Consider the following 22,879-nt stretch of genomic DNA (forward strand, 5'->3'; position numbering starts at 1 on the left):
CCTGTGGTGAATCGTCTCCAGTCAACAGCATCGTCACGCCGCATTCGGGCGCCGTATCTGTCGAGCGGATTGCTGGCGATCGGTCTTTGCGTTGGCACGGCCCTGGCGCAGGGCGATGGGGCGGGCGATCGTCTGCCGGTCGCGAAGCGCCTGCCACCACCGCCCAGCCAGGCGGCGGCGGCCGTCGCACTGGTTGCATCCTATCGCTACGACGACCTGCTGTGGGAAAATGACAAGACCGCCCATCGCATCTATGGCCATGCGCTGGAGGCGGCCGAGCCGCCATCGGGATCGGGAATCGACAGCTGGGGCAAGAATGTCGCCTGGCCCTTCGCCGATCGCCAGCTACGCAGCGGCGACCAGCATGGCTATCATGGCGAAGGGCTGGATTTCTACAATGTCGGCACCACGCGCGGCGCGGGTGGGCTTGGCATCTGGCAGGACAACAAGCTGTGGACCTCGCGCAACTATGTCCGTGCCCATATCCTGAAATCGGGCGGACAGGTCGCCGACTTCAGCGTCGATTATGCGCCCTGGCCAGTCGATGTCGATCGCAAGGTTTGGGAAATGAGGCGTTTCACCCTGCCGCTCGGCACCCATTTCACCCGGCTGGTCTCGACCATAGGATCGGACAAGGCGACGCCGCTGACCGTGGGCATCGGCATCGGCAAGCGCACCACGGGGCAGGGGGCGGGCGACCTGACCGTCGATCGTGCCCGCGGGCTGATCAGCTGGTGGGGCCCGGAAGATGGCGCGCATGGCCGCATGGCGCTGGCGCTCCGGGTCGATCCGGCGCAGATCGCCGATATCCGCGCGGATGCCGACAATCAGCTCATATTGCTGACGGTCAAGCCGGGCCAGCCCTTCGTCTATTATTCCGGTAGTGCCTGGAACAAGGGGGAGGGTGGCTTTTCCACCCGTGCCGCCTGGGATGCCTATGTCGCCGGCCAGTCCCTCGACTTCACCCCGCCCAAGGATTGATCATGACCAGCCATATCGACCGTCGCGCGATCCTGACCGGCATGGCGACCGGCACTGCCGCTTTCGCCGCCATGCCCTCGCTTTCCAACGCCGGGGAGGCCGCGCCGGTCGCCGCCGATGCGGACGACCGCAGCTATGCCCTGGCGCTGCTCGAACGCATGGCCAGCCCCGTGCTGTCGCGCATGGCCAGGGGGCAGTTGCAGGCGCAGTGGAAGCCCGAACTCAGCCCGACCTGGGATGGCCGCAATCCCAAGGTCGCCTTTCTGGAAGCCTTTGGCCGGCTGATCGACGGCATCGCGCCCTGGCTTGCGCTGCCCGATACCGATGGCGCGGAAGGGCGACTGCGCGCCCGGCTGCGCGATCAGGCGCTGGCGAGCTATATACATAGCGTCGATCCCAAGAGTCCCGACTATCTGCTCTGGCAGGCGGAGGGGCAGCCGCTGGTCGATTCCGCCTATTTCACCAGCGCCCTGCTGCGCGCGCCGCAGACATTGTGGGAGCCGCTCGACCGGACGACCAAGGACCGGATCATCAAGGAGATACAGGGGCTGCGCCGGGTCGCGCCGCCCTATACCAACTGGCTGCTGTTTGCGGCGATGAACGAGGTGTTCCTGCTGTCGGTCGGGGCGCAATGGGATCCGATCCGGATCGACCTGGCGCTGCGCAAATTCAGCGAATGGTATGTCGGCGACGGCTGGTATGCCGACGGCGAGCATTTCCATTTCGACATGTATAACAGCTATGTCATCCACCCGATGCTGACCCAGATTTGGGATGTCCTGGTCCGCTGCAACGCGCGCTTCAACGCTCTGGATCCCAAGGAGCGGCTCGCCATCCAGATCCAGCGGATGCAGCGGTTCGGTGAGGCGCTGGAGCGGATGATCGGGCCGGACGGCGCCTTCCCGCCGGTCGGCCGTTCGCTCACCTACCGCACCGCCGTTCACCAGCCGCTCGCCTATCTTGCCTGGCGCAAGCTGCTCCATGCCAAGCTGCCCGAGGGCCAGGTGCGCGCGGCGACCATGGCGACACAGCGCCGTATCTTCGCCGATCCCAGCAATTTCGATGCCGATGGCTTCCTGACCATCGGCTTCGCCCGGCATCAGCCGAGCCTGGGTGACGTCTATTCCAACGCCGGCAGCATGTATATCACTTCGGAAAGCCTGCTGGCGCTCGGCCTGCCCGCCTCCGACAGCTACTGGACTGCGCCGGCCCAGCCCTGGACCATGCGCAAGGCCTATGCCGGGCAGGATTTCCCGAAGGACTATTATATCGCGAACTAAGAACAGGACATATTCAATTTCTTGCCGAGCAGGTGATTGGTTGATTCAAAGGCGGCGTCAGGAGGTGTCGCCATGAGTGATCTGATCTGGTTGTCGGAGGCCCAGATGCGCCGGATCGGGCCATATTTCCCGCTGTCACACGGGGTTCCACGGGGCGATAACCGACGGATCATCAGCGGTATCATTTTTGTCATCAGGAACTGCCTGTGGTGGCGTGATGCGCCCACTGACTATGGTCCGCCCAAAATGATCTACAGCCGCTTCATCCGGTGGAGCCGACTTGGCGTGTTCAACAGGATCTTCGCAGCACTCTTGGCCCAGGGTAGCAAACCCGACCAGTTGGTGATCGATGCGACGCATCTGAAGGTTACCGGACCGCCGCCAGCCTGAAAAAAAAGGGGGCGTTCTCCGACGTATCGGACGCACTGAGGGCGGCCTGAACTCGAAGCTCCATGCCGTGCGCGACGGCAAGGGCAGGCCGCTGATCAAGCTGCTGAGCGAGGGCCAGATGAGCGACTACAAGGGGGCCGCCCTGATGCTCGACGCTTTACCTCACGTCAAAGCCCTGCTCGGCGATCGAGGCTATGATGCCGATTGATTTCGCACTGCGCTCGCCGAACGCAACATCGCGACCTGCATCCCGTCAAAGTGGAACCGGAAGACCCGATCCCACAAGATGCTGTGTTATATCGCCAGCGCCACAGGATCGAGAATATGTTCAGTAGGCTCAAGGACTGGCGGCGCATCCATGCCCGTTACGATCGATGCGCTCACACATCCATGTCCGCCATTTGCATCGCTGTGATCTGCCCCGAGCGAGTGGGCCGGTTGGCTTGTTAGTGGATTAAGCCCATCGCCGCCATATCCGGACGGAGGTGGAGCGAAGCGGAACCGGAGGCCGGATATGGCGGTGTCGCCGTTTCCTGGGCCGGTGGCTGGTATCCCAGGCTGCTATGGGGGCGGACGGTGTTGTAATGCCGCCGCCAGGCTTCGATCAGTACATTGGCCTCCGCGAGGCTGTAGAAAATCTCGCCGTTGAGCAGTTCGTCGCGAAGCGACCCATTGAAGCTTTCGTTGTAGCCATTTTCCCATGGTGATCCCAGGGTGATGTAAAGCGTCTTCACACCGATCTGACCCAGCCATTTCTGAACGGCTGTCGCGATAAATTCGCTGCCATTATCGGACCGTATATGCGCTGGCGGGCCGCGCGAGATGAACAGTTCCGCCAAGGCCGTCAGAACATCTTCATGTTTGAGCTGTCGTGCAATGATGAGCGCCAGGCACTCCCTGCTGGCCTCGTCGATAATCGTCAGGATCCGGAACTTGCGGCCGTCATGCGTACGCCCCTCTACGAAGTCGTAGGCCCACACATGCCCGGATATTCAGGTCGCAGGCGGATGCATGATCCGTCGTTGAGCCATAGACGTCCGCGCTTTGGCTGGCGCTGCGGCACTTTGAGCTCTTCGCGCCGCCATATCCGCTCGACCCGCTTATGGTTCACCGTCCACCCCGCATGGCGCAGCAACGCCGTGACCCGGCGGTAGCCGTAACGACCATACTGCGTCGCCAAGGCGATGATGTCCTCCGTCAGCGCCTGTTCGTCATCCGCCCCGCGCGGCACTTTACGCTGTGTCGATCGATGCTGCCCCAGAACCCGGCATATCCGTCGCTCGGATACCCGGACTGGCAGATCCCGGCGTATATGATCGATGCAGCGCCGCCGCGCGGGGCTCAGAAGTTTCCCCGTGCCGCCTCCTGCAATACCAGCTTGTCCAGTGTCAGGTCGGAGATCGCGCGGCGCAGCCGCTGGTTCTCCTTCTCCAGTTCCTTCATCCGCAGCGCCTGATCGGTCTTCAGGCCGCCATATTCCTTGCGCCAGCGATAATAAGTCTGCTCGCTGACCGCGATCCGGCGGCAGGCTTCAGCCGTGCTCGCTCCCTGCGCCAGCACAATCTCAACTTCACGCAGCTTACCGATAATCTCTTCCGGCTTGTGCTTCTTGCTCGGCATTCAATGTCCCTTTCGTGGTCCAGACTATCATAGTCTCTGGGCCACTCAGCGGGGGGGGGGGGGGGGCAGATCAGCTGCAACCGTCATCTTCTGGATCAATCAATGAGTCCTGATCTTAAGCATTTCCGGTAGTTCGGATACGGGGGTGAGTGTTAGTCGTGCTCCCCTTCTCACTGCCGGTATTCGGGGGCGGGAGCAAATATTGGGTCGCCGGTTCGTGGGAGTCGAAATAAAGCACCGCGAGATCGTTTCTGTGGACGGCGGCTGAAAATGCGTGACGGAAAAAAACCGCAAACGGCGGATACTCGATCCAGAGCTGTAAAGAGATAGGTCCGCTCCCCGGTGATGGGAAGACTGACTGGATGGCGGTAAAGGGGCGGTTGTTCACGCGCGATCAAGCGCTTTGCAACATCCTGCAAAGAAGCTGAAACATCTCCAAGGTTGCTAAAGCGATCGATTCGCATTAGCTGGCCCCCGAATTTAGGGGATCATCATGCGCAGAATTTCCATCGCCACCGCCCTCATTCTGGCGGGTACGTCCACCATCGCCCATGCACAGGCGGCGCCCGCGGAGGCGAACCGCGACGACATCATCATCGTCACCGCGACCGGTCAGTCGTCGGCCATTTCGACGACCAAGAGCGCCACGCCGATCATCGAGTCGCCGCAGTCGATCTCGATCATCAGCCGCGAGGAGATCAATCTGCGCGCCTCTCCGACGATCGCCGATGCGCTGGCCTATACGGCGGGCGTGCAGTCAGAAAGCTGGGGCGTGGACAGCCGCGTCGACGAAGTGTCGGTGCGCGGCTTTGGCGCAGGCGGCTTTTCGTCCAACAATAATTTCGTCGACGGCCTGCGCCTGCCTTCGGGTGGACAATGGACGCGGCCGGGCTTCGACTCCTATGCGCTGGAACAGATCGAAGTGCTCAAGGGGCCTTCGGGCGCGCTTTACGGCCAGACCGCGCCGGGTGGCCTGGTCAATATCGTCACCAAGCGGCCGACCGACGAATTCCAGGCCAATGTCATGCTCCAGGCGATCGGCACGACCGATCTCAACAACTGGAACTATCAGGCTTCTGCCGATGTCAGCGGGCCGATTACTTCGACCCTGTCGGGCCGGATCGTCGGCCTGTCGCGCTATGGCGATACCCAGGTCAAGGATGTGTCGATCGGCCGCCGCTATATCTCGCCCAGCCTGACCTGGAAGCCGGACGATGCCACGACCTGGACGATCCTGGGCCAATATCAGCAGGATAAGGGCGGTTCGACCTTCCAGTTCCTGCCGGCGCTGGGTGCGCTCTATCCCAGCAACGGCAAATATATCGCCAATGACGACAATCTGGGCGAGCCGGACTGGAACACCTTTGACCGCAACCAGTATCTGATCGGTTCCTTCTTCGAGCATAAGTTCAACGACGCGATCACGATCCGCAACAACAGCCGCTATACCCATCTCGACACGCTCTATCGCGTCGTCGTTCTGTCGGGGAACACGCTGACGACCTGCCCGTCGAGCATAGCGGGCTGCATTCCCGGCCAGACGATCAGCCGGCGCGCGGTGCAGGGCAAGGGCGAGAGCGACGGCCTGGCCACCGACACCCAGTTGGAGGCCAAATTCACCACCGGTCCGGTGGAGCACACACTGCTGGGCGGGGTCGACTATTTCCACACGGAGTGGGAGCATTATCGCGACCTCGTCAGTTCGTCGCTGGTGCTGCCCATCCTCGATATCTTCGATCCGGTGTCGCGTGGCTCGGCCGGCTATGCCAGCAACATGTCGCCGCAAGTCTATACCGAAACGGTCAGCAAGCAGGCGGGCGTCTATCTCCAGGACCAGATCAAGCTGGGCAAGCTGCGCCTGACCGTGGGCGGCCGGCAGGACTGGGCGAAGGACAATACCTACAACCCCATCACCGGTAATCGCTACATCACCAAGAGCGACGCCTTCACCTGGCGCGCCGGCGCCGTCTACATGTTTGACAATGGCCTGGCGCCCTATGCCAGCTATTCCGAAAGCTTCCAGCCGCAGGTCAGCGACCCGAGCACCAGCCTGACCGGCGAGCCGTTCAAGCCGACGACCGGCCAGCAATATGAAGCGGGCATCCGCTACCAGCATGGCGACAATATCTATGTGACGCTGGGCGCCTATCAGATCACTCAGCAGAACATGACGACGCCCGATCCGACTGGTACCCTGTGCGGCACCTCAACCTGTCTGGTGCAGACCGGCGAAGGCCGGGTGCGCGGCCTGGAGTTCGAGAGCAAGGCGACCCTGCCCTGGGGCATGGCGGTGATCGCGACCGCGACCCGCATGGACAGCGAGGTCACCAAGTCGAATACGGTGGGACAGGTTGGCAATGAACTGCCGCAGGTGCCCGAATGGATGGCGTCGCTGTTCCTCAACCAGACGATCGAAGGCGGTTCGCTCGCCGGCCTCGGCTTCGGTGGCGGCGTGCGCTATACCGGCAAGAGCTATGGCGACACAGCCAATTCGCTCCGCATTCCCGACTATACATTGTTCGACCTGTTCATCCGCTATGATCTGGGCAAGGCGTCGGGTGCGCTGGAGGGCATGACCTTCTCGATCAACGGCCGCAACATCGCCGACAAGCGCTATGTCGCGACCTGCAGCGCGGTTTCTGCCTGCTATTATGGCCAGGGCCGCAGCCTCACCGCCCGCCTGCAGTTCAACTGGTGAGGCGGCTGTCGGCCCTTGCGGCGCTCGGCCTGCTGACGATGGCGCCGGGCGTGGCGTCATCGCCTGCGGTGACGGCGCCATGGCAGCTGGAACGATCCGACGTGCTGACCATCAGGTCGCCCGATGGCCATGCCTATCGGGTGCTGGTCGCCTGGCCGGAGGGCGAACCACCCGCCGGCGGCTGGCCGCTGCTGTGGATGCTGGATGGCGAGGATAATTTTCCGATCGCCGCGACCACTGCCCGTCGGTTGGCACGCGCCGGCGCGCGCTCGGGTATCGGGCCGGGGTTGATCGTCGCGATCGATTCCGGGCCGCTGGCCCGGCGGGTGTTCGATTATACGCCGGCAGCGCCGGACTATGCCATTCCCGCCGGGGCGCCGGCCAGTGGCCTGCCAACCGGCGGCGCCGACATTTTCCTGCGCTTCATCGAGCAGCAGGTCCGGCCCCAGATCGTGGCGCGCTGGAAGATCGACGCCAGCCGGCAGACGCTGATGGGCCACAGTTTCGGCGGGCTGCTGGCGCTGCACGCGCTGGCCAAGGGCGCGCCCTTCAGCCGTTATGTCGCGGTCAGTCCATCCTTCTGGTTCGGCAATGGCCTGGTCGCGCGGGAGGTCGAAGCCATGGCGCCTGCGCCGGGCAAGAGGCTGCTGGCGGCGAGTGGCGACAGCGAGGGCGGCCCGACCAAAGGCGACAGCGAAGGTGACAGGGTCGCGGCCCTTTTCACGACCCATGGGGTCGAGGCGCAGTTCCGGCTGCTGCCGGGGCACAGTCATGGATCGACGATGATGGCGATGATGACGGACGGCATCGCCACGGCATTTGGAACGGAATCGAAATGATCATTGCAATCCTTGGCGGGCTGCTCACCTGTCTGGCCGCGATGCTGCTTTATCTGGCGGCGCCGCACCAGCAGATGGGGCGGCTGCCCTGTCCGCCGCGCCTTGCCGGGTGGGGCGGCGTGGCGTTGCTGATCGCCGGCACCGGCCTGTTGCTTCGCTGGGCCGGGGTGGCGACGGCGATCTTCATCGTCCTGACGCTGGTGATGACGATCTGGTCGGTAGTGCCCGTCACCATCGCCTGGCGCCGCGGCGCGCCGGAGGGCAAACGATGAGCAGGATCGGATCGCGCCGGCCGCTGTCCAGTCGCGACTGGTTCGGCAAGGTATCGGCTGCCTTCATCCTGGGCTTCACGCTGGCGCTCGGCTGCGCCGGCCTGTTTCGCGAACTGATGGATGTGGGGGAAGGCTATTTCTCCACCAAGGGGCAGTTCGCCATGTGGCTGATGTCGCCGGTCTGGGCGCTGAGCTTGAGCTTCTGCTTCTTCTTCCGTTCGGGCCTGCGCGCCTGGCTGTGGCTTGTCGCCGCCAATCTGCTGGTCTGGGTGCCGGTGCTGCTGATGGGAGGCCTGCGGCCGTGAAACTGCCGACCGACGTCGTGAAGATGTACAAGGAAGTGCATGGCTGGGTCGGCATCATTTCCGGCCTGTGCCTGTTCATCGCCTTCTATGCCGGGGCACTGACCATGTTCGAGTTGCCCTTGCAGCGCTGGGCCTCGCCCCCGCCGACGCTGGCGCCGGCCCCTTCGCTGGAACGGACGCCGGAACTGGTCGCCAAGGTTCTGGCCACCCATCCGCAGGCGGCAAAGGGCTATGACATCAACCTCGTCATCGATGCTGCCCATCCGGCCCGAATGACATGGATGGTGCGTGGCGAAGCGGACGAGCATGGCGGCGGCCAGCGTTATTATGCTTCGCTGGCGCCGGATGGCGCACTGCAGGTCGAAAGCCAGGGGCCGTCCGAGGTCGCGCAGTTGATCGATGTGCTGCACCAGCAGGTCGGCCTGCCCTTCGACCATGAGATTTCCATGCCGATCATGGGCGCGATCGCGCTGCTCTACACCATCGCTCTGGTGTCGGGGCTGGTCGTGCTGCTGCCCAGCCTCGTCAGCGACCTGTTCGCGCTGCGCATCGGCAGGAATGTGAAGCGCATGTGGCTCGATGTCCACAATGTGCTGGGCCTGTTCAGCCTGCCCTTCCACATCATCATGGCGCTGACCGCAGTCGTCTTCGCCTTCCACGACCAATTTTACGGTGCGCAGGGGCTGGCCTTTGGCGGCGGCGCGGAGCGGGCGCGGCCAAGCCTGTCGGCCCCGGCCGAGGGACCGCCGCCCGCCACGCTGACGCCGGCGCAGATCGTCGCCCGCGTGCGCGAGCAGGCGCCCGGCTTCACGCCAGAGACATTAGTCTATGGTCAGGGACGTGGCGGCCTGCCGGCGCTGCGGGTGCAGGGCAGCGATGCCCGCTACGGCCTGCGCGCGCCGACCTATGGCATGGCCGGGATCGATCCGCAGACCGGTGCGATCACCGGCACCGACTATATGCCCGGCATGCAGGATGGCTGGTCGGCGACGATCACCAGCTTCTTTGCCCTGCATTTCGGCAATTTTGGCGGGAATACGATCCGCTGGGCCTATTTCCTGCTGGGGCTGGCCGGTGCCTTCCTCTTCTATACCGGCAATCTCCTCTGGGTGGAATCGCGCCGCAAGAAGGAGCGCAAGGCGGGCGCGGTCGAACAGACGCGGGCGACACGCATCCTGGGCGCGCTGACTGTGGGCGTGCCGATGGGCAGCATCGCCGGCATTTCGGTGACGCTGGCGGCGGCCAAACTGCTGGGCAGCCATGCCAGCTATGGCATGCACAGCGTCATCTATTATGCCCTCTTCCTGATCGCGGCCGGCTGGGCGCTGGCGCGCGGAGCGGCGCGATCGGGCGTGGAATTGGCGATCCTGGGCGCGGTGGCGATGTTGTGCATCCCGGCCGCAAGCCTGATCGCGGGGACCGGCTGGTATGATGCGCCTGCACTGATGCTGGTGGATCTCACGGCAGTGCTGCTGGCAGTGCTGCTGTTCCTGTCATCACGGGTCGCGGCCCGTCGTGCGGCGGCCGGTCCGCGCGACAGCGTCTGGTCGACGATCAGGCCGGTTGCCGACCCTGGTTGATGCCCACTTCAATCGCGCCCTTCAAATTGATCACAGTGCAATCGGCCATTATTTCAGATGTCGCAGTGGCGATAAGCTTGATGATCGGTGGCATATCGCTGGTCAGTGGACGGGCGAGGCGCTGCCGTCTCGGAAGCGCGTAATTTCGGTGTTCGCTATTACGGGGATTATCTGATGAAGCCGCAGTCTGTCATTCGTTTAACCATGTAAGTTCTTCTGTGCCAACGCCGTTGGAGATTGAGGACTGTCCGTATTCTTTTCGCAGATTAAATGTGGCGGAAGTTTGTTCAGCTTGCCTAAGTTGCGAGCGGATTGAGTCAGTCGACCGGAACGCGCTTGTCGTTGCCGCGCAAATCCAGGACCCTCCTTACACCAAGAATGTTGCCCTACGTGTGCTGCCCGGCAGAACCCGCCCCGATTAGGCACGAGCGCTATGGCCTGTGGAACTTGGTCTACATGTGGTTCCGGCGCTGGGCCTCGCGTCGCCAAAATACAGCGAAATATCAATAGTGCTCAGGCATGATCATAAACGGCGATGTGCAATCTGATATCGCCTTTTATGACCGAAAGGGACAAGTATGGCGAGGCAGATGCTCCGGCTTCCGACGGGGCAAAATCGATTTTGAGTGACAGATCTGGGTGGTTTTCGCTTCCGTTGATGATCGCCAACGGCGGCTTGGCGCCTTGCGTCGGAGTGCTTTGGAGGTTCTGCCAGACTCTATGCGGGCTCCGATTGGTTGTTTTGTCTGGCGCTCGATTGCCGCGCCCAACAATAGCGGCGCTGCCATAGTGTCGCTTTGCAGAAGGCCCTGCAACTCGTAAAGGCAGATCGTCAGGATTTTGAATCACTATGAATTATCGCCATTCCTTCCATGCGGGCAACAGCGCCGATGTCGTCAAGCACAGCCTGCTGATTGCCTTGGTGCGGGCCTTGCAGCACAAGCCGGGCCCGCTCACGCTGATCGACACCCATTCCGGCTGCGGTCTGTACGATCTTGGCGGCGACGATGCCCAACGCACCGGCGAGGCAACGCAGGGCGTGCTGCGGGCCTTTGCCGACCCGACCCCCTTGCTGGACGACTATCGCGCCGCCGTGCAGGCGGTGAATGTGGGTGACGAACCGCGCCTTTATCCCGGCTCGCCGCAATTTCTGGCGCAGCTTTTGCGCCCGCAGGATGTCTTGATCCTCAATGAAAAACACCCGGAAGACGCCTACACCCTGCGGGGTGTGATGCGCGGCACAAGCGCGGCCGTGCATGAACGCGACGCCTATGAGCTTTGGCTGGCCATGGTGCCGCCCCGCACCGCGCGTGGCGTAGTGGTGGTCGACCCGCCCTACGAGCAAACGGACGAGCGCGCACGCATCACTGCGACCCTCGCCGCCGCGCAGCGCAAATGGGCGCATGGCGTGACCGTTATCTGGTTTCCGCTGAAAGACCATGCCACGCATTGGCGGTGGAAGGAGCAGTTACGCAAGCTCGGCATCCCCAAGCTGCTGTGCGTGGAGCATTGGCTGTACGATAGCGAGCAACCCGGCATCTATAATGGCGCAGGCCTCTTCATCGTTAATCCGCCCTATGCTTTCACGCAGGCACTGCCGCCCTTGTTGGAGGCATTGCGCGCGGCGTTGGCGCCCGAAGGGCATAGGGGCGAGATCATATCCGGCTGGTTGGCCGATTGATATAAGGCGCATCCAACCCTTCATTCGGGGCAGATGCCAGCGTCCGGCTTTGGCGCAGGCGGATGGCCGATGGTTCGGGAAATGGCATCGCCGCTCAACTGGGGGCAATTGAAAGTTTAGCGTCGAGAGGCCAGCAGTTCTTCGATGCTACCCGCTTGATTGGCGCTTGCAAACGTTTGCATAAAACTTTATCGCCTTCGATGAAGCACGGCCGGACGGGCGTATCCGCGCGAATGGGCCTGCTTCTATCTTGGGGAGGATGTCGTTGGGACTGCACGCTTGACGGCGTCCTCCTCCCATGAAGAGGGCGCTGATGTGACGATATCCTGGACGGCTGCGCATGTTGCTGCAATTCCCTCGTCGCCGATCATCATTGCCCCAATCGCCGACAAGGATTTTGCCCCGGTCGCCTTCAACCTGGGCATCTGGGATGCGTGGCCGATCCAGCGCCGGGATGGCGCACCCTTTGCCAATGCTGCGGGGGGCGAGCTTTGGATGGCGCTCGGGGCGCCGCGATTTGATGATCCGGACGCGCGCCATGGTCATGCACGCATTCATCTGCTTCGCCACGAGGATGGCGGTTGGTCCGATCTTGGGCCTGCCATGCCAGATGGCTTTTCGCCGGGCAGCCGGGAATGGTCTGGATCGGCCATCGTCGACGATGCCACCGGCGATGTGATCCTCTATTTCACGGCCGCCGGGCGGCGCGGCGACAATGGACTGACCTTTGAGCAGCGCATGTTCAGCGCACGGGCCAGTCTTGGCGATGACGATCGCCTGGCGGACTGGCGCGACCTGTGCGAAGTGATCCCACCTATGCCGGATTGGTATATGCCCACCACGGGCGGCGGCGCCATCGGCACGATCAAGGCCTATCGCGATCCCGCCTATTTTCGCGACCCTGCAGATGGTCGCCATCATCTGTTTTTCGCCGGCTCGCTGGCGGGAACGGCATCGGCTTTCAACGGAGTAATCGGGGTTGCCACCGCCCCGGCCGATCGCCCGGACGACTGGACCGTCCAGCCGCCGCTGATCGTCGCCGACGACATTAATAATGAGCTGGAACGACCGCATGTGGTGTTCCATCAGGGGCGTTATTATCTGTTCTGGTCGACCCAGGCCCATGTGTTCAATCCAAAAGGGCCAATAGGGCCGACGGGCCTCTACGGCATGGTCGCAGATATGTTGAGCGGCCCCTGGCACCCGATCAACGGCAGTGGCCTGGTCTTCGCCAACCCGCATGAAGTGCCTGCGCAAAGCTATAGCTGGATGGTGCTGCCTGATCTGCGGGTCACCAGCTTTGTCGATAATTGGGGAGGGGGAGGACGCAAGCGGCGGTTCGGTGGCGCCTTTGCACCCTTCGTTCAGTTGTGGCTCGATGGCGATGCTGCTGGAGTGGCGGCATGACGCCCCCATTGGTCGCGGGTGTCGAGCTGGGCGGGACCAAGGTTTTCGTCCTGCGCGCACGCGGAACCGAGATTGTCGAGCGACAATTGGTGCCGACGACGACACCGGATGCGACTCTGGGCGCGGCACGGGAAACCCTGACCCGCTGGCACGCGGAAGAGGCCTTTGCCGCTTTGGGCATCGCCTCCTTTGGTCCTTTGCGGCTCGACAGCAATGCTGGGGATTTCGGCCGGATGCTGCCAACGCCCAAGCCTGGCTGGAGCGATACGGACATTTTTGGTGCGCTGGCCGGCGCGCTGCCCTGTCCGGCAGCGATCGATACCGATGTGAATGCGGCGGCGCTGGCTGAAGCGCGCTGGGGTGCGGGGGCGCTGGGACAGGAACCGTCCGATTGCCTCTGCTACCTCACCGTAGGAACGGGGCTGGGCGGCGGCTTCGCCCTGAATGGCAAAACGCTGCATGGCGCGATGCATCCGGAACTGGGGCATATCGCCATTCGCCGGGCGAAGGGGGATGATTTCCCTGGCGCCTGTACCTTTCATGGCGACTGTATCGAAGGGCTGGTGTCCGGCCCGGCCCTGGCAAGGCGCTTCGGCCAGCCGGGTGACCAGATCGATGCGGAGGATCCCCGCTGGGATCATGTCGCCCATGACCTTGCCCAGCTCGTGTCCACGATCCTGCTCATGACGGCAGCGCGGCAGGTGTTGATTGGCGGGGGCGTCGGCATGGGCCGCGCCGATCTGCTCGATCGCGTTCGGGCCAAGATTGTCGCGCAACTGGCTGGCTATCTGCCGTTTGTAACTCCGGACACTATCGCGGCCATCGTGCGCACCCCCGCGCTGGGCGATCAGGCAGGGCCGCTCGGCGCGGTCGCGCTGGCACTTGATGCCCTGGCGGAAAGGCAAGGATGATGAATATGCGATCCCTTCGGTCATTGTGCCTGGCGGCTACCGTCTTCACGGCTCTTGCCTGTCCTGGCGTCCTTTGGGCAAAGGTCAGCGCCACAGCGGATGGTCGGGTGATGCGGCTCGATGGCGGCGGCGTGACCTATGCCATGGGTGTGGATGAGCAGGGCTATATCCAGCCGCTCTATTGGGGGCAGGCGCTGGATGAGAAGGCGCCGCTCATAGCCCGGCATCCCACCGAATTGTCGGGTTTCGACCCAGCCGGATCGATCACGGCGCAGGAATATGCCGGGCAGGGGGAGGGGCTGGTCAGCGAACCGGGCATCAAGGCGGTGTTCGCCGACGGCAATCGCGACCTGGTCCTTAAATATCGCGGCCACAAGATTTCGGGTGAAACGCTGACGGTGGAACTGGCCGATATCCGCCGGCCGCTCACGGTGACATTGCATTATGTGATTGATCCGGCGACAGGCGTGATCGCCCGATCGGCCAGCGTTCGCAATGGCGACAGCAAGCCGGTGCGCATCGACCAGATTGCGGCGGCGACCTACACGCTGCCGGTCGGCAACGGCTATCGTCTCCGCTATCTGACGGGGCGCCATGCGTCGGAATGGTCGCAGGTAGAAACGCCGGTGACGCCAGCCCTAACCGTGCTGGAAAGTCGCCGAGGATCGACCGGCCATGGCAATCAGCCCTGGTTTGCGCTGGTCAAGGACGGCAAGGGCAGCGAGACGGATGGTCCTGTCTGGTATGGGGCGCTGGCCTGGTCCGGTTCCTTCCGCCTGTCGGTGGGCCTCGACAATCTCAGCCGGGTGCGGATCAGCGGCGGTTATAATCCCTATGATTTCAGCTGGGCGCTGAAGCCGGGCGAGAGCCTGGACACACCGATTTTCTACGCGGGCTATAGCAGCAAGGGGATGGGTGATGCTTCGCGCCGTTTCCACGCATTCCAGCGCGCCGCCATCATTCCCGGTGGTGCCAAGGCGAAGATCCGGCCGGTTCTCTACAATAGCTGGGAAGCGACGACCTTCAACGTGACTGAGGCTGGACAGATGGCACTGGCCGAGAAGGCGGCGAAGATCGGCGTCGAGCGCTTCGTCGTCGATGACGGCTGGTTCGGCGCGCGCGACGACGACAAGGCGGGGCTGGGCGACTGGACCGTCAATCCGCGCAAATTCCCTAATGGCCTGAAGCCCCTGATCGACCGGGTGAAGGTGCTGGGCATGGATTTCGGCCTCTGGGTCGAACCGGAGATGGTGAACGTCAATTCCGACCTCTACCGCGCCCATCCCGACTGGGTGCTGAACTTCCCGGATCGGCCGCGCACGGAGGGCCGCAACCAGTTGGTCCTGAACCTTGCCAGGACCGATGTGCGCGATCATCTGCTGGCGGTTCTAGACCGGCTGGTGAGCCAGAACGACATCGCCTTCCTCAAATGGGACTATAACCGCAACTGGACCGAGGCCGGCTGGCCGGGCGTGTTGCCACAGGATCAGCAGCGGGTGCAGGTCCAATATGTCCGCAACCTCTATTACATCCTGTCCGAACTGCGGCGGCGGCATCCGGGGCTGGAAATCGAAGGCTGTTCGGGTGGCGGCGGACGCATCGACCTGGGCATTATGGGCCTGACCGACCAGAGCTGGACGTCGGACAATACCGATCCCTATGATCGGCTGATCATTCAGGACGGCTTTACCCAGGCCTATGCGCCGTCGATCATGATGGCCTGGGTGACGGACAGCCCCAATTGGGCGAACGGGCGGGAAACCAGTCTCGACTATCGCTTCCTGTCCGCCATGCAGGGCAGCCTTGGGATCGGCGCCAATCTGGATCATTGGCAGGAGGCGGATTTTGCCACGGCCAGGACATGGATCGCCGCCTACAAGTCCATTCGGGATATCGTGCAGCGCGGCGATCTCTACCGCATCGCGCCGCCTCGGCCGGATGCGGCAAGCTCTGCGACCTTCCATGTCTCCCCGGACAAGCGCCGGGCCGTGCTGTTCCAGATGCTGCACAGTTCATCCTTCCGCGACAATGTGGAGGCGCTCCATCCTGAGGGTCTCGATCCGCTGCGCAGCTACCGGGTGCGGATGCTGAACGGATCGGCCTTGCCTGATGATGTGCCGGCGGAGGCGAGCGGCGCCTACTGGATGGAACAGGGGCTGCGCGTAAAGCTGAAGGGCGATTATAAGGGCGCGGCCTATCTGTTCGAAAGCTGAGCGCTCAGCGGCGCGGTGGGCGGATGTCGAAGGCGATCGACAACCGCTCGCCATCCGCGAACGGCACGGTGCCGTGCCACAGGGTGGACGGAAAGAGGATCAGCCGCCCGACCTTTGGTTCGATCTCGCAATAGGGTGGCAGGTCCAGCCCCAGTTCCGGCGGCGGCATCCCGAAACGCAGCCAGCCCGAAGGCTCTTTCCCCATTGCGGCTGGGTCGGGCAAGGCGACATGCAGCGCCGAACTGATCCAGCCGACCGGATGGGTGTGGGCGACATGAAAGCCCTGGGCATGGAGGCGCACGGACCAGCTACCTGCAAATTTCACCTCGCCGCGTGGCGTTCCTAGCAGCGGATGGCCCGGCTCGGCGGCAGGCAAGCGATCGATATAGTCACGCACGTTTGCCTCGATCGCCGCGCGGGTGCGCTGAATGATCGGCTCATGTCGGAACAGCAGCGGCCGGTCGGTCTGGGTGCCGCCGCGCACCGACTGGTCCGGATAGGGGGAGGTGGCGGTGTGCAGCGTGCGGAGAAGGTCCGCCAGATCGGACAAGTCCTGCGTATCTAAACCGATGTCGGCCGCATGGATGAACTGCTCTGGCCGGTCGAGCCAGGCCGCCCGGTCGTCCCCCAGCAACCGCCAGCCGATCGACAGATAGGGCCAGAATAGCGGAGCGGATGGTGAGCCAAGCTGTGCAAACGCGATTGGCACCGCCCGCTCCGGCGCGCCGCAGCGCAATGCATGACGGACGCGGGCAAGGGCTAGGCCAGGATCGGGGCGGTCGGCCAGCCCGTCGAACAGGTCGGGCCTGTCCGCCGCTGCGCCCGATTCTGCTTCCAGACAGAGGCGCGCCACCTCCAGCGCGCCGGCATCGCCGCAGGCGCGGTTAGCATCGTGCAGCACGGCGCGGGCATCATCCCATGATTTCGCCTTGGCCAACCAGTGGAAGCGAGCCAGATGAAGCGCCAGATTATGCGGCTCGGTGCGCAGCGCCTCGGCAAAGCCCTCATCCGCGCGCGCACCTGTACCAGCCAGACGCCGCAATGTTGCGCGATAGGTCTGGCCCTCGATCCAGTCGGGATGGTCGTCGAGCGCAGCCGTCATCAGGGCCAGTGCCGCATCGCTGTCGCCTTCCGCTGCAAGCGCGCCGGCATGGCCACGAACCAGCGCCATGTCTCCAGGCGCGAGCGCGCAGGCGACAGCGAATTGCGCGGCGGCGCTCCGCCCGGTTTCATAGCGCAGCTGGGCGAACAGCGCCTGCGACGGCGGATCATCCTTCGCCAGAGCAGCCGCGCGCTCGGCGGCGATTAGCGCAGGCTCGTGCGTCTGGATTTCGCGCAGAACCAATGCTTTGAGCCAGAGGAGGCGGGGATGGTCTGGCCAAGCTATGCCGACCTGTTCCAATCGCGAGGGGATCTGGTCGCCAGCCCCGGCGCGCAAGGCGTCCAAAATGGCCGACTCGATCGATCGCAGCCAAGCGGCGGCATCTCGAGAAGACGGCGATGCCGGCTGGTTCGCGACCAGATCGACGAGGCTGTTATCGTCTTTCATCCTCAACCTGCTTGCTCTTGTTTCTGGGCCGCAGCCGCCGCTTATCTGATCGCAATATAGCCATAAACGCCACGTTGACGAGATGAAATGCAAACGTTTGCTGTAATATGTTGCAAAGGTTTGCAGTGGTGATTATGCAAGCCTTCAACCGACCGCGAAGCGATGCGCGGCGGCCCTAAGGAGGGGATGATGAAGACCAGCTTTCAGCCAAGCCGCATTTCCACGCTCGCGCTGGCCATGGCCTGCCTCGGCGGGCCTGCCCTGGCGCAGGATGCCGCACCTGCGGAAGCGCGGGCCGCGGCCGCCGGTAATGCCGAACCCGTCAATGGCGAGGATATTGTCGTGACCGCCGCAGCCGGCGACAAGTCGCGGTTCCGATCGTCCATTTCGGTGTCGCAGGTCAGCCAGGAGGCGATCCAGAATTTCACGCCGCGCTCCGAAGCCGAAGTGCTGCGCTCCATCCCCGGCCTCCAGCCCTCCGACACGGCGGGACCGGGCGGCAACGCCAATATCGGCGTGCGCGGCATCCCGGTGTCGACCGGCGGCTCGGAATATGTCGCGCTGCAGGAGGACGGCCTACCCGTTACCCTGTTCGGCGACATCCAGTTCGGCAACAACGATTATTGGCTGCGCTTCGACCAGAATGTCGAGCGCGTGGAGGCTGTGCGCGGCGGCTCCGCCTCCACCTTCGCGAGCCAGGCGCCCGGCGCCGTCGTCAACTATATCAGCAAGACCGGCGAGAAGGAGGGTGGCTCGATCGGCTTGTCCAAGGGCGTCGGCTTCCGCGAGACGCGCGTCGATTTCGACTATGGCGGCCCGATCAGCGACACGCTGCGCTTCCATGTCGGTGGCTATGCCCGCGAAGGCGGCGGCCCGACCAATGAGGATTTCAACATCCTGCGCGGCTATCAGGTCAAGGCCAATCTGACCAAGGATCTGGGCGACGGCCGGGGCTATATCCGCTTCAATTTCAAGCGGCTGGACGAACAGGCGCCGACCAACACCACCATGCCGTCGTTGGTGACGATCGATGGTAACAAAATCACTAATTTCAAGCCATTGCCGGGCTTCGATGCGCGTGACGGATCTACCTATTCCATCTACCAGCGCAGCTTCCAATATGTCGACACCAACGGCGTGCTCAAAAATGCCGATGTGGAGGGCATCCACCCCCGCGTCACCTCCGTCGGGGCGCAATTCCATTATGAGCTGAACGATGCGCTGACCGTCGACAATAATTTCCGCTACACCGACATGAGCGGCAATTTCACCACCCAGTTCCTGAATGTCGCGACGACCGCCAGCGTGCTGGGATCGACCGTCAACGGGCAGACGGTGGGGGCGATCCGCTATGCGGCGGGGCCGAACAAGGGGCAGGCCTATACCGGCACCTATCTGAACAATAATCCGAACATCAACACGGTGATGAAGGATATGGGCAGCATCGCCAATAATCTGGCGCTGACCGGCAGGTTCGATGTCGGTGCGGGCAAGATCACGGTGCAGGCGGGCTGGTTCCACATGAGCCAGAACATCGTTCAGGACTGGCATGTAAACCGCCAATATAGCGCGCTGGAAGGCGAAAATGCCGCGCCGCTCAATCTCTATTCCACCACCGGTTCGCAGATAACCGCAGCGGGCCAGGCGGGCTTCAACGACAATTGGGGCAGTTGCTGCGCCCGCAGTGTAGACCTCAAATATACCGATGATGCGCCTTTCCTGTCGGCCAATTATTCGGGCGGCGGCTTTGACCTCGACGCCAGCGTGCGCTTCGATCGGGTGCGCGGCGAAGGCACGGCGCAGGCGGGCGTCGTTGGCCCCGATTATATCGTCAGCGATGAAGTGGGCAGCGCGACCATCCCGTCCATGGTGCCGGGCGGCGCGATCGAGCGGATCAATTACCGGCGCAGCTATACCAGCTGGTCGTTCGGTGCGCTCTATGCCTTCGACAGCAGCACCAGCATCTTTGCCCGTGCCAGCCGGGGCGGGCGCTTCAACGCCGACCGGCGCACGCTGGGCGGGAATTTCAATGCCGACGGGTCGCTCAACAGCCAGGGTGCCAGCACGGCCATCAACTTCCTCAACCAGCAGGAAGTGGGCGTGAAGCATCGTGGCTTCGTCGGTGGGTCGGGCAATTATTCGGTGGAAGTCACCGGATTTCGCTCGACCCTCACCGAAAATAATTACGACTTTACCCGGATCAACAATCCGCCGCCGAACAATGATCCCAACATCTCCAACGACTATCGCTCCTGGGGCGTGGAACTGACCGGGCGCCTCAATCTCGGCAATTTCCGCCTGGCGGTCGATGCGACCTGGGTGAACCCGAAGATCAAGGACAGCGCAACGGCGGCGTTGGTCGGCAACCGGCCCGGTGGCATTCCCAAGCTCACCTATCTGATCTCGCCATCCTATGATGCGGGCCTGTTCGCGGTCGGCCTGTCGGCCAGTGGGCAGTCCAGCGCACCCAATGACGACTTCAATCTCTACACCGTGCGCGGCACGACCTTCTTCAATGGCTTCGTGAAGGTGCGGCCGATCGAGAATCTGGAGTTGGGCCTCAACGCCAATAATCTGTTCGATACGCTTGGCTATCGCGGTGGCGGCCAGCTGCTGCCGATCAGCGCAACGACTGGCATCTTCCAGAATAGCGCGGTCTATGGCCGCACCGTGACGGCCTCGATCCGCTATAATTTCTGACCCGATCCGATGCCGGAACCTATTTTTCGGCTACCTCGAAGGCCCGGCTCCCTCAGGGCGCCGGGCCTTTTCTTGTCAGCTTGACTCCCGGATCACGATCTCCGGCGCGATCTGGATCGATCCGACCTCCTCGCCCGCGAGCCGCTGACACAGCTGCTCGACCAGCAGGGCGGCACCGCGGCGGATATCCTGCCGAATGGTGGTGAGCGGAGGGTTGGACAGCCGTGCCAGCGGCACATCGTCAAAACCCACAACCGACAGCTGGTCGGGCACGCGAATATCCTGTTCGGCGGCGGCGGTGATGATGCTCATGGCGGTCACGTCGGATGCGGCAAATACGCCATCGGGGCGATGGCCCGCCGCAAAATAGTCGGCCGCCACGCGATAGCTGGCCTCCGGCGTGACATGCGCATGAACCAGTTCGACCCGATCGCGCACATCGGCGGGCAGGGCGGACAGAAAGCCTTCATAGCGGGCGGCAAATTCCGGCACTGCGACATTGCCGAAAAAGGCGAGCTTGCCGCGTCCACGCTCCAGCAGATGTCGCGCCGCGAGCGCGCCGCCAGCGACATTGTCGGTTCCGATCGTCAGATACTGATTGCGCTCGGCATGGGCGCCCCAGATCACCAGCGGGCGATAATGGCTCGCGGTACGGTCCAGCACGGCGCTCTGGTCGGACTGGCCGATGATAATGACGCCATCGACCCGGCCGGCGCGGATGAAGGCGTCCAGCCAATCCTCGCCATCGGGCAGGACGCGCGACAGCAGCAGGTCATAGCCGCGCTCCGTCAGTTCGTCGGCCAGAAAGCCCAGCATCGCCATGAAGAAAGGGTCGGACAGATGCTGCCCGCGCTCATGACCCAGGGGCAGCAGGACAGCGATCGCCCCGGTGCGGCCCAGTCGCAGATTCTGCGCAGCGACATTCAACTGGAAGCCATGCCGGGCCGCCAGTTCCTGAATACGGCGGCGGGTATCCTTGTTGAGCGCGCCCTTCGACGTCAGCGCACGCGATACCGTCGATACCGAGACGCCGGCGATCCGGGCGAGGTCGGTTATGCTTCGGACAGGTTCGTTCTGATGATCCGTCATGGCCTATCGTCTAGGCCAGGGAAGGACGGGGGACAATCCGGATCGCGGCTGTATCAACTCTTTCGAGGTTTCCTGACGATCAGGGTGGCAGCTCCGGCGGCGATCATCATCACACCGCTCATCAACAGGATGTTACGCGGATCGCTGCCCAGCAGCGGACGGTAGATGACCGGTACGATCAGTGTTTCAACCAGCATGGGAATGACGATGAACATGTTGAAAATGCCCATATAGACCCCGGTCCGCTCGGGCGGGATGGCGTTGGCCAGCATGACATAGGGATTGCCCATCATGCTGGCCCAGCCAATGCCGATGCCGATCATCAGCAGAAACAGGTGGGTGCGATCACTGGTGCCTGGGATGGCCAGCATCGCGGCACCGGACAAGGCTACGGCCACGGCATGGACATAATGCGGCCCGATCCGCCGACTGAGCGGCACCATGGCGAAGGCGGCGAGGAAGGCGACGGCATTGTAGAGCGCGCCCGCCTGGCCGGTGAGTAGCACAGCTTGGCGGAAGCCGCTGCTCGCTGGATCGGCAGTGTCGAAGATCGCGCGGGCCAGCGCGAAGCTGATGAACTGCCAATAGGCGAACATGGCGAACCATTGCAGCAGCATCGACAGGGCAAGCTGGCGCATGGCGACGGGCATGTCGCGCACCGCCGCGATGAAGTCGCGCAGCGCCGTGCCGAAGGACAAGCGCTCGCCGCGCATGCGCGCCATCTCGTCCGCTGGCAGCGGCAGTTCGGGCACGCGCAGCACGGACCACAGGATCGTCGAAATGGAAATGACCGCACCGACCAGAAAGGCTATCCGCGTGATGTCGGGTATGCCGTTCGCATCGACCAGATCGGCATCGAAGCCCCACCAGACCAGGAGCGTCGGCGCCAGATAGGACAGCGTCTGGGCAAGGCCGGTAAAGGCACTTTGCGTCAGGAAGCCGACCGATCGCTGGCTCTCATTCAGTCGATCGCTGACATAGGCACGATAGGGCTCCATGGTGATGTTGTTCGCCGCATCCAGCATCCAGAGCAGGCTGGCCGCAAACCAGAGCGTCGGGCTGTAAGGCATCATCAGCAGGCCGAGGCTGCACAGTAGGGCGCCGATCAGGAAATAGGGCGTGCGCCGCCCCCAGCGGCTGACCGTTCGGTCGCTCAATGCGCCCACGATCGGTTGCACGAGCAGGCCGGTAACCGGCCCCGCCAGCCAGAGCAGCGGCAAATGCGCCTCATCCGCGCCAAGATAGCGATAGATCGGCCCCATATTGGCCTGTTGCAGGCCAAAGGAGAATTGGATGCCGAGGAAACCGAGATTCATTTCGACGATGCGAGACAGACGCATTCGTGGTTTGCTGGCTCCGTCCCG

Annotated in this window: 15 protein-coding genes and 2 pseudogenes; 13 read left to right on the plus strand and 4 right to left on the minus strand. The window is 63.2% G+C overall.

Annotated features, from left to right (window positions below):
• The first annotated feature begins 6 nt into the window (after positions 1–6).
• The 3 genes and pseudogenes from VHN57_RS05140 to VHN57_RS05150 all read left to right on the plus strand — a co-directional run bounded on the left by VHN57_RS05140 (position 7) and on the right by VHN57_RS05150 (position 3,101).
• A complete protein-coding gene (locus VHN57_RS05140) occupies positions 7–981 on the plus strand; it encodes a DUF4861 family protein (RefSeq protein WP_278986696.1) in 975 nt (324 codons plus the stop codon).
• A gap of 2 nt (positions 982–983) precedes the next feature.
• Positions 984–2,261, plus strand: coding sequence for a DUF2264 domain-containing protein (locus VHN57_RS05145; RefSeq protein ID WP_423282988.1), 1,278 nt, complete (start codon positions 984–986; stop codon positions 2,259–2,261).
• Between the two features lie 72 nt (positions 2,262–2,333).
• Positions 2,334–3,101, plus strand: a pseudogene (locus tag VHN57_RS05150) (IS5 family transposase).
• On the opposite strand, the pseudogene VHN57_RS05155 reads toward VHN57_RS05150, so the two are convergent.
• Positions 3,098–4,271: pseudogene (locus tag VHN57_RS05155) on the minus strand (IS3 family transposase). The pseudogenes VHN57_RS05150 and VHN57_RS05155 overlap by 4 nt on opposite strands.
• A gap of 493 nt (positions 4,272–4,764) precedes the next feature.
• On the opposite strand from VHN57_RS05155, the gene VHN57_RS05160 reads away from it, so the two are divergent.
• From VHN57_RS05160 to VHN57_RS05200, 9 genes are all read left to right on the plus strand, one after another.
• The gene (locus tag VHN57_RS05160; RefSeq protein WP_278987415.1) at positions 4,765–6,969 is read left to right on the plus strand and encodes a TonB-dependent siderophore receptor; all 2,205 of its coding nucleotides are present in this window, start codon (positions 4,765–4,767) and stop codon (positions 6,967–6,969) included.
• Positions 6,966–7,808, plus strand: a complete 843-nt coding sequence (locus VHN57_RS05165; RefSeq protein ID WP_051886650.1) for an alpha/beta hydrolase — start codon at positions 6,966–6,968, stop codon at positions 7,806–7,808. The genes VHN57_RS05160 and VHN57_RS05165 overlap by 4 nt, the downstream gene beginning before the upstream one ends.
• Positions 7,805–8,080: a hypothetical protein gene (locus tag VHN57_RS05170; protein ID WP_037518153.1), complete on the plus strand. Its 276-nt coding sequence runs from the start codon at positions 7,805–7,807 to the stop codon at positions 8,078–8,080. The genes VHN57_RS05165 and VHN57_RS05170 overlap by 4 nt, the downstream gene beginning before the upstream one ends.
• On the plus strand, positions 8,077–8,385 hold the full coding sequence (locus VHN57_RS05175) for a hypothetical protein (RefSeq protein WP_278987419.1): 309 nt from the start codon (positions 8,077–8,079) through the stop codon (positions 8,383–8,385). Before VHN57_RS05170 ends, VHN57_RS05175 begins: the two co-directional genes overlap by 4 nt.
• Complete coding sequence (locus VHN57_RS05180) at positions 8,382–9,965, plus strand: PepSY-associated TM helix domain-containing protein (protein ID WP_278987420.1); 1,584 nt, start codon at positions 8,382–8,384, stop codon at positions 9,963–9,965. Before VHN57_RS05175 ends, VHN57_RS05180 begins: the two co-directional genes overlap by 4 nt.
• An 850-nt stretch (positions 9,966–10,815) precedes the next feature.
• Positions 10,816–11,646 (plus strand): 23S rRNA (adenine(2030)-N(6))-methyltransferase RlmJ, encoded by an 831-nt coding sequence (locus VHN57_RS05185; RefSeq protein ID WP_004207625.1) that lies wholly within the window; start codon positions 10,816–10,818, stop codon positions 11,644–11,646.
• A gap of 315 nt (positions 11,647–11,961) precedes the next feature.
• Positions 11,962–13,053, plus strand: coding sequence for a glycoside hydrolase family 68 protein (locus VHN57_RS05190; protein ID WP_423282992.1), 1,092 nt, complete (start codon positions 11,962–11,964; stop codon positions 13,051–13,053).
• Positions 13,050–13,964, plus strand: coding sequence for an ROK family protein (locus VHN57_RS05195; protein WP_423282994.1), 915 nt, complete (start codon positions 13,050–13,052; stop codon positions 13,962–13,964). The genes VHN57_RS05190 and VHN57_RS05195 overlap by 4 nt, the downstream gene beginning before the upstream one ends.
• A gap of 5 nt (positions 13,965–13,969) precedes the next feature.
• A complete protein-coding gene (locus VHN57_RS05200) occupies positions 13,970–16,177 on the plus strand; it encodes an alpha-galactosidase (RefSeq protein WP_423282996.1) in 2,208 nt (735 codons plus the stop codon).
• 4 nt (positions 16,178–16,181) lie between these two features.
• Here the strand turns inward: VHN57_RS05200 and VHN57_RS05205 are convergent, their stop codons facing one another.
• The gene (locus VHN57_RS05205) at positions 16,182–17,726 is read right to left on the minus strand and encodes a putative 2OG-Fe(II) oxygenase (protein WP_423282998.1); all 1,545 of its coding nucleotides are present in this window, start codon (positions 17,724–17,726) and stop codon (positions 16,182–16,184) included.
• 189 nt (positions 17,727–17,915) lie between these two features.
• Here VHN57_RS05205 and VHN57_RS05210 point away from each other — a divergent pair, with 189 nt between their 5' ends.
• Positions 17,916–20,426: a TonB-dependent receptor domain-containing protein gene (locus VHN57_RS05210; RefSeq protein WP_278987548.1), complete on the plus strand. Its 2,511-nt coding sequence runs from the start codon at positions 17,916–17,918 to the stop codon at positions 20,424–20,426.
• Positions 20,427–20,501: 75 nt separating this feature from the next.
• On the opposite strand, the gene VHN57_RS05215 is transcribed toward VHN57_RS05210, so the two are convergent.
• Both VHN57_RS05215 and VHN57_RS05220 read right to left on the minus strand, forming a co-directional pair.
• Positions 20,502–21,515 carry a LacI family DNA-binding transcriptional regulator gene (locus tag VHN57_RS05215; RefSeq protein ID WP_278987550.1) on the minus strand — a complete coding sequence of 338 codons (1,014 nt, stop codon included), beginning with the start codon at positions 21,513–21,515 and terminating at the stop codon, positions 20,502–20,504.
• A 53-nt stretch (positions 21,516–21,568) separates the two neighbouring features.
• Positions 21,569–22,855 carry an MFS transporter gene (locus VHN57_RS05220; protein WP_423283001.1) on the minus strand — a complete coding sequence of 429 codons (1,287 nt, stop codon included), beginning with the start codon at positions 22,853–22,855 and terminating at the stop codon, positions 21,569–21,571.
• Positions 22,856–22,879 lie beyond the last annotated feature (24 nt).

It is taken from the genome of Sphingobium salicis subsp. salicis (assembly GCF_049472635.1).
In the GTDB taxonomy this organism is placed as follows: Bacteria; Pseudomonadota; Alphaproteobacteria; order Sphingomonadales; family Sphingomonadaceae; genus Sphingobium; species Sphingobium yanoikuyae_A.